This is a genomic window from Micrococcus sp. HG099, from assembly GCF_024723355.1.
Taxonomy (GTDB): Bacteria; Actinomycetota; Actinomycetes; order Actinomycetales; family Micrococcaceae; genus Micrococcus; species Micrococcus endophyticus.
On record NZ_JANQCJ010000268.1, the window covers coordinates 1 to 942 of the forward strand.

A 942-nucleotide genomic window follows, 5' to 3' on the forward strand; every position below is an offset into this window, starting at 1 on the left:
GGGCGTGTTGCTAAAGGGTTCGGGGACGTGGATGCGCGAGTCTAGGGTCATGTCGCGTGATGTCATCTCGGACGAGGTCTGGGCCGTGATCGGCCCGCTGCTCCCCGCGCCGAAGTCCACCGGTCGGCCGCCGGTGGATCGGCGCGCGGTGGTCGAGGCCACCGCGTGGCGCTTCCGCACGGGGGCGCCGTGGCGGGATCTGCCCGAGCGGTTCGGGAACTGGAACACGATCTACAAGAACTTCAACCGGTGGGCCGCCCAGGGCGTGTGGGAGCGGGTGCTGGAGAAGACCCAGTCCATGGCACAGCAGGCTGGCGAGCTGGATTGGGTGGCCTCGATCGATTCCACGATCGTGCGCGTCCACCAGCACGGGGCGACCCTGCCCCGCCCCACAGGGGGCGGGGCTGAACTACAAGAAATCAGCGGACGAGCCGGCTGACCATGCCATCGGACGCTCCCGCGGCGGTCTGACGACGAAGAATCATCTGGTCTGTGATGGCAAGGGCCGGGTGCTGGCGTTCGTGGTGACCGGCGGGCAGGTGGCGGACACCTCGATGCTGGCCACCACGCTGGAGCAGATCAGCGTTGCCGGGGCCCGTGGGCGGCCCCGGATACGGCCTGACCGCCTGATTGCAGACAAGGGCTACCCCTCGAAGGCGAACCGGGCCTGGCTGCGCCGGCATGGCATCGCGGCCACGATCCCCGAGCGGGCCGATCAGATCACGCACCGGCGCAGACGCCCGGGCCGGCCGATCGACTTCGGTGAAGACCAGCGCCAGCGCTACCGGGGACGCAATGTCGTGGAGCGGTGCTTCAACCGGCTCAAGCAGTGGCGAGGGATCGCGATGCGCTCGGACAAGTACGCCCGGAACTATCACGCCGGGCTCAGCCTCGCAGCGACACTGCACTGGCTGACTACCCTCCTTTAGCAACACGCCCTAG

Annotated in this window: 1 pseudogene; it reads left to right on the forward strand. The window is 68.5% G+C overall.

Annotated elements, in window-relative coordinates:
* The first annotated feature begins 31 nt into the window (after positions 1-31).
* A pseudogene (locus NWP10_RS12150) lies at positions 32-929 on the forward strand (IS5 family transposase).
* The last annotated feature ends 13 nt before the right edge of the window (positions 930-942 follow it).